The 6,280-nt window shown below is 72.4% G+C and carries 7 protein-coding genes; 4 read left to right on the top strand and 3 right to left on the bottom strand.

What is annotated here, in order from left to right; genetic code table 11:
• Positions 1 to 1,221, top strand: a 1,221-nt coding sequence (locus ACWEVO_RS26805; RefSeq protein ID WP_452310275.1) for an RNA polymerase sigma factor, incomplete at its 5' end; no start/stop codon positions are given.
• Between the two features lie 245 nt (positions 1,222 to 1,466).
• Positions 1,467 to 1,700, top strand: coding sequence for a DUF7455 domain-containing protein (locus tag ACWEVO_RS26800; protein WP_036374862.1), 234 nt, complete (start codon positions 1,467 to 1,469; stop codon positions 1,698 to 1,700).
• A gap of 170 nt (positions 1,701 to 1,870) precedes the next feature.
• Here ACWEVO_RS26800 and ACWEVO_RS26795 read toward each other — a convergent pair whose 3' ends face one another.
• The 3 genes from ACWEVO_RS26795 to ACWEVO_RS26785 all read right to left on the bottom strand — a co-directional run bounded on the left by ACWEVO_RS26795 (position 1,871) and on the right by ACWEVO_RS26785 (position 4,820).
• Positions 1,871 to 3,604: a DEAD/DEAH box helicase gene (locus ACWEVO_RS26795; protein ID WP_452310274.1), complete on the bottom strand. Its 1,734-nt coding sequence runs from the start codon at positions 3,602 to 3,604 to the stop codon at positions 1,871 to 1,873.
• A gap of 306 nt (positions 3,605 to 3,910) precedes the next feature.
• Positions 3,911 to 4,561 (bottom strand): trimeric intracellular cation channel family protein, encoded by a 651-nt coding sequence (locus tag ACWEVO_RS26790; protein WP_452310273.1) that lies wholly within the window; start codon positions 4,559 to 4,561, stop codon positions 3,911 to 3,913.
• 40 nt (positions 4,562 to 4,601) lie between these two features.
• A complete protein-coding gene (locus ACWEVO_RS26785; protein ID WP_030502976.1) occupies positions 4,602 to 4,820 on the bottom strand; it encodes a DUF3039 domain-containing protein in 219 nt (72 codons plus the stop codon).
• A gap of 88 nt (positions 4,821 to 4,908) precedes the next feature.
• Between ACWEVO_RS26785 and ACWEVO_RS26780 the strand changes: the two genes are divergently transcribed.
• The gene (locus tag ACWEVO_RS26780) at positions 4,909 to 5,838 is read left to right on the top strand and encodes a pseudouridine-5'-phosphate glycosidase (RefSeq protein WP_452310272.1); all 930 of its coding nucleotides are present in this window, start codon (positions 4,909 to 4,911) and stop codon (positions 5,836 to 5,838) included.
• On the top strand, positions 5,835 to 6,280 hold a 446-nt coding region (locus tag ACWEVO_RS26775), incomplete at its 3' end, for a carbohydrate kinase family protein (RefSeq protein WP_452310271.1). The genes ACWEVO_RS26780 and ACWEVO_RS26775, both read left to right, overlap by 4 nt.

Genomic DNA, 6,280 nt, shown 5'->3' with positions numbered 1-6,280 from the left:
GCCAAGGCCGCCGCCCCGGCGAAGGCCGCCAAGACGACCCGCGCCACCAAGGCGACCGTGGCGGCCAAGACCGCCGCGGCGAAGCCGGCGACGTCCGGCGCCAAGGGCGAGGGCCCCGAGGGCGAGATCGACCCGGAGGAGCTGGCCGCCGAGATCGAGGACGTGGTGGTCGACGAGCCGGCCGAGCTCACCCAGGCCGCGGAGGCCGACGCGGCCAGCTCCGCCAGCGACAACGACTTCGAGTGGGACGACGAGGAGTCCGAGGCGCTCAAGCAGGCGCGTCGGGACGCCGAGCTGACCGCCTCCGCCGACTCCGTGCGGGCCTACCTCAAGCAGATCGGCAAGGTGCCGCTGCTCAACGCCGAGCAGGAGGTCGAGCTCGCCAAGCGGATCGAGGCCGGCCTCTACGCCGCCGAGCGGCTGCGCGCCGCCGAGGAGGGCGAGGAGAAGCTCACCCGCGACATGCAGCGTGACCTGCTGTGGATCTCCCGGGACGGTGAGCGGGCCAAGAACCACCTGCTGGAGGCGAACCTTCGGCTGGTCGTCTCGCTGGCCAAGCGCTACACCGGTCGCGGGATGGCCTTCCTCGACCTGATCCAGGAGGGCAACCTCGGCCTGATCCGCGCCGTCGAGAAGTTCGACTACACCAAGGGCTACAAGTTCTCCACCTACGCCACCTGGTGGATCCGCCAGGCCATCACCCGCGCCATGGCCGACCAGGCCCGCACCATCCGCATCCCGGTGCACATGGTCGAGGTGATCAACAAGCTCGGCCGGATCCAGCGCGAGCTGCTCCAGGACCTGGGCCGCGAGCCCACCCCGGAGGAGCTGGCCAAGGAGATGGACATCACACCGGAGAAGGTGCTGGAGATCCAGCAGTACGCCCGGGAGCCCATCTCGCTGGACCAGACCATCGGCGACGAGGGTGACAGCCAGCTCGGCGACTTCATCGAGGACTCGGAGGCCGTGGTCGCGGTCGACGCCGTCTCCTTCTCGCTGCTGCAGGACCAGCTCCAGCAGGTGCTGCAGACGCTGTCCGAGCGCGAGGCGGGCGTGGTACGCCTGCGCTTCGGCCTCACCGACGGCCAGCCGCGCACCCTGGACGAGATCGGCCAGGTGTACGGCGTGACCCGGGAGCGCATCCGTCAGATCGAGTCGAAGACCATGTCCAAGTTGCGGCACCCCTCGCGTTCCCAGGTGCTCCGCGACTACCTGGACTGAGCCGGGCACGTCAACCAGTCGTGTCGGTTTGATCACCAGCCGTACAACACTCTTTGGTGATCGGTCGGTTGCCTGTTTGTGATCGTTGACGTGGCACCCTTGGTGCACGGCACACTGTCTTCCACGCCAGGTGTGACCTCCGTCCCCGACGGGCACACAGGGAAGGCAGGGCCCGAGAAGGGTGTTGCACGATAGGTGAGCAACCGAAGAGAGTGTTCATCGGTGACGACCAGAGGAGGAAGGCGATGACCCCGACCCTCACGCCGCCGCCCGAGACGGTGGCCCCCCCGGCCGCCGATGAACGGTGCGACCGCTGCAATGCTGCCGGCAAGCTCCGGATCACTCTGGCGGGTGGGAGCGAGCTGGTGTTCTGTGGGCACCACGCGAACAAGTACGCGGAGGATCTCGTGAAGATCACCGTGCGGTACGCGACGGACCCGGAGTTCAGCTGGCGTGGCGCCGATCTGATGGCGAACTGAGCCGGTAACCAGATAACCGCGACAAAGCCGGCCGGAGGCCCCCTGGGGGCCTCCGGCCGGCTTTTGCGTCCGCCGAGCCAACCCCCGTTGATCAAGGAGTTTGCGTCAGAAACCGGCCCGGTCCGGACGCAAACTCCTTGATCAACAAGAACGGGGGCCGGGGGGCCGGGTCAGAGGGTTTGGACGGTGGCGATGCGCTCTTCGAGCTGCTCGATGGTGGCCTGGGCGCTGGGCGGACCGCCGCAGAGTCGGCGCAGCTCGGCGTGGATCTTGCCGTGCGGCTGGCCGGTGCGGTGGTGCTGCGCGGCCACCAGGGCGTTCAGCTGCCGCCGCAGGGCCACCCGGCGCTGGGCGGCACTCATCGGTGGGGTCGCCGCCGCCGGGGCCTCAGCGGCGGGCTCAGCGGTCCGCTGGGCGGCCCGGCGGCGCTGGGCGGCGAGCTGTTCGGCCTGCCGCTTGGTCAGCAGCATCGACACCTGGTCGGCGGTGAGCAGCCCAGGGAGGCCGAGATACTCCTCCTCCTCGGGGGTACCGGCCTGGGCGGCGGTGCCGAACGACGCACCGTCGAAGATCACCTGGTCCAGCTCGGCGGTGGCGGAGAGCGCGGCGAACCGCTTCTCCAGCTCGCCGCTGGCCTGATCGTTGCGCTGGGCGCGCTCCAGCAGGTCGTCGTCGAGCCCGTCGGAGTCCTTCGGCTTGCCGAGCACGTGGTCCCGCTCGGCCTCCATCTCGCTGGCCAGCCCGAGCAGGTGCGGCACGCTGGGCAGGAAGACCGAGGCGGTCTCCCCGGGGCGCCGGGCCCGGACGAACCGGCCGATGGCCTGGGCGAAGTAGAGCGGGGTGCTGGCGCTGGTCGCGTACACGCCCACCGCCAGCCGGGGGATGTCGACGCCCTCGGACACCATCCGGACCGCGACCAGCCAGCGCTGCCCGGAGGCCGCGAACGTCGCGATCCGCGCGGAGGCGCCCTGGTCGTCGGAGAGCACCACGGCGGCCCTCTCGCCGGTCACCTGCTCCAGCAGCTTCGCGTACGAGCGGGCCACCTGCTGGTCGCTGGCGATGACCAGGCCACCGGCGTCGGGCATGCCGTTGTCCCGCAGCACGGTCAGCCGGGCGTCGGCCGCCCGCAGCACCTGCGGCATCCAGTCGCCGGCCGGGTCCAGCGCGGTCCGCCATGCCTGGGCGATCAGGTCCTGGGTCATCGGCTCGCCCAGCCGCGCCGCCAACTCCTCCCCGGCGTTGGTGCGCCACCGGGTCTCCCCCGAGTACGCCAGGAAGAGCACCGGCCGGACCACGCCGTCGCGCAGCGCGTCGGAGTAGCCGTAGACGGAGTCGGCGCGGGAGCGGAGCAGCCCGTCCCCGCCCCGCTCGTAGCTGACGAACGGGATCGGGTTGTCGTCGGAGCGGAACGGCGTACCGGTGAGCATCAGCCGGCGGACCGCCGGCTCGAAGGCCGCCTTGACGCCGTCGCCCCAGGTGCGCGAGTCGCCGGCGTGGTGGATCTCGTCGAGGATGACCAGGGTCCGCCGGGTCATCGTGCGTCGCCGGTGCACCTGCGGGGCCATCCCGACCTGGGCGTACGTCACGACGGCGCCGTGGAAGTCGGCGGCCGAGTGCAGGTCGGCGTTGCGGAACGCGGCGTCGAGCTGGATGCCGACCCGGGCGGCGGACTGGGCCCACTGGGTCTTCAGGTGCTCGGTGGGGGCGACCACGGTGACCGCCTCGACGGTGCCGTCGTTCAGCAGCTCGGCGGCGATCCGCAGGGCGAACGTGGTCTTACCGGCGCCGGGCGTGGCGACCGCGGTGAAGTCCTCGGTCCGGCGGCGCAGGTACTCCACCATCGCCTTGCGTTGCCAGGCACGCAGGGGCGGGAACGTCTCGAGCGCCGGCAACCGCGGTGCCACGGGTAGCTCCTCTCCGCTCCACACGGCGGCGAGCCCCGCCCAGCCGAGGGCCACGGGTACCGCCGCCCATGAAAACGCCCTCGCGCATGGGTGCCGCGAAGGCCGACTCAGCATAACCAGCGGCGGCCCTTCGCCCCACTCGACGCCACGCTGGTCACATCCGCGCGCCCCCGACCGCCCGGGCGGTCCACCGCCGGCCGCCCATGATCCACTCGCGCTGCGGCGGAGCGCGGCCTCGACGCCGACGAAGGGCGGAGCTGCCGCAACCTGAGTGGATCAAGCGCCGCGAGCGCGGGCCGGCGCAGGTCAGCCCTGCGGACCCCGGGTGCCGGTACGCGGCGGACGCAGCGTGGGCACGGGCGCCGACCAGCGCCGGCGCAGGGAGATCAGACGCAGCGCGACGACGAAGACCGCGGCGCAGGTCAGCGGCCCGACCTTCGCCTGCCCGTACGTCGACAGCAGGGCCACCAGGACGGCGCCGGCGAGCGCGGCGACGGCGTAGATCTCCCGGCGCAGCACCACCGGGATCTCGCCGGTGAGCAGATCCCGGCCCAGGCCGCCGCCGATCGCGGTGAGCACGCCGATCATGCAGGCGCCGACCGCCGGCACGTGCGCCTCGAGCGCCTTGAGCGTGCCGGTGACGGTGAACAGGCCGAGGCCGGCCGCGTCCAGCACCAGCACGGTGGTGCGCAGCCGGGCGAGCTGGGGGTGCAGCCAGAAGACGGCGGTGGCGGTGGCCGCGGCGGTCACCGCGTACCGCCAGTCGGCGAAGGCCAGCGGGGGAACCTCGTCGATGACCAGGTCCCGGAAGATGCCGCCACCGAGGGCGGCGACCACTCCGACGAAGACCACCCCGAACAGGTCGAGCCGTTTCGCCACCGCCGCGGAGGCACCGGAGGCGGCGAAGACCGCCACGCCGGTGAGGTCGGCGAGCAGCAAGGGGGTGGAGGTGGTCACCGCCGCAGGGTACGTGGGCGGCCGGCTCGGCCGCCCAGGATCACTCGGCGTACGAGTCGTAGATCTCCTTGCACTTCGGGCAGACCGGCGAACCCGGCTTGGCGGCCTTGGTCACCGGGAACGTCTCGCCGCAGAGCGCCACCACGAAGGTGCCCATGACGGCACTCTCGGCGATCTTTTCCTTGCGGACGTAGTGGAACATCTCGGGACCGGTGTCGGCGTCCTTCAGCTCCGGACGCTCAAGAACCTCTGTGCTCACGTGTACACCTCCAACTGAACAGTTTGGCAGGTCGATCCGGGGTGGTCCACCGCAGGTCGGCCGGAGGGCGGCCCGTACCGTAACGGAAGTGACCAACTTTCACATCAGTTTCGGCACCGAGGTGGCCGACGCCCTGCGCGACGGGCGTCCCGTCGTGGCCCTGGAGAGCACCATCGTCTCGCACGGCCTCCCCCGGCCGGACAATCTGCTGGTCGCGCGGCAGATCGAGCAGGCGGTCCGGGACGCGGGCGCGGTCCCGGCCACCATCGGCATGGTGGCCGGCGAGCTGATCGTGGGGCTGGACGACGCCCAGCTGACCCGGCTTGCCACGGTCGACGGGGTGAGCAAGCTCTCCGTACGCGATCTCGCGGTGGCGGCGGCGACCGGCGCGGACGGCGCGACCACGGTGGCCGCGACCAGCGCGGTGGCCGCGGCCGCCGGGATCGGGGTCTTCGCCACCGGCGGGCTGGGCGGGGTGCACCGGGAGGCGGCGCAGACCTTCGACGAGTCGGCCGACCTGGTCACCCTGGCCCGGACCCCGATCGCGGTGGTCTGCGCCGGGGTCAAGTCGATCCTCGACGTCGGCGCCACCCTGGAGCGGCTGGAGACCCTCGGGGTGAGCGTGGTCGGCTACCGCACCCGCCGCTTCCCCGGCTTCTACCTGACCGACGCCGGGTTCGACCTGGACTGGTCGGTGGAGTCGCCCGAGCAGGTGGCCGACGTGCTGCTGGCCCGGGAGGCGCAGGGCGTGCACCAGGGCGGGCTGATCGTGGCCCACCCGCTGCCGGTCGACGAGCAGCTCGACCCGGCGCTGCACGACCGCACCCTGGCCGACGGGCTGGCCCTGCTGGCCCGGGACGGGGTCACCGGCAAGGCGGTCACCCCGTTCCTGCTGGCCCACTTCCACTCGGCCACCGAGGGCGCCAGCCTGGCGGTGAACGTCCGGATCATCCTGCGCAACGCCGACCTGGCCGCCCGGATCGCGGTCGCCGCGGCGGCCCGCCGCACCGCGGCATGAGTCCGCGCATCGTCGTGGTCGGCGACGTGATCACCGACGTGGTGGCGGTGCTCTCCGGGCCGCTCGCCACCGGCTCGGACACCGCCGCCGGGATCCGGTTCAGCGGCGGCGGCCAGGCGGCGAACACGGCGGCCTGGCTCGCCGCGCAGGGGGCGCAGGTCACGCTGATCGCCGCGGTGGGCGACGACGAGACGGGCCGGGAGCGGGTCGCCGAGCTGGCCCGGATGGGCGTCACCTGCGCGGTGGAGCGGCACGAGGGGTATCCGACCGGGACGGTGATCGTGCTCGCCCACGGCGGCGAGCGGACGATGATCAGCCAGCGCGGGGCGAACCTGCGGCTGACCGCCGCGCAGGTCGACTGGGCCCTGGCGGCGACGCCCGACGCCGGGCACCTGCACCTGTCCGCGTACACCCTGCTGGACGCCGGGTCGCGCGACGCGGG

The sequence above is a fragment of the Micromonospora sp. NPDC003776 genome (genome assembly GCF_053605645.1).
Note: the sequence above shows the minus strand (reverse complement) of the source record. Positions and strands in the feature narration are given on the sequence as shown.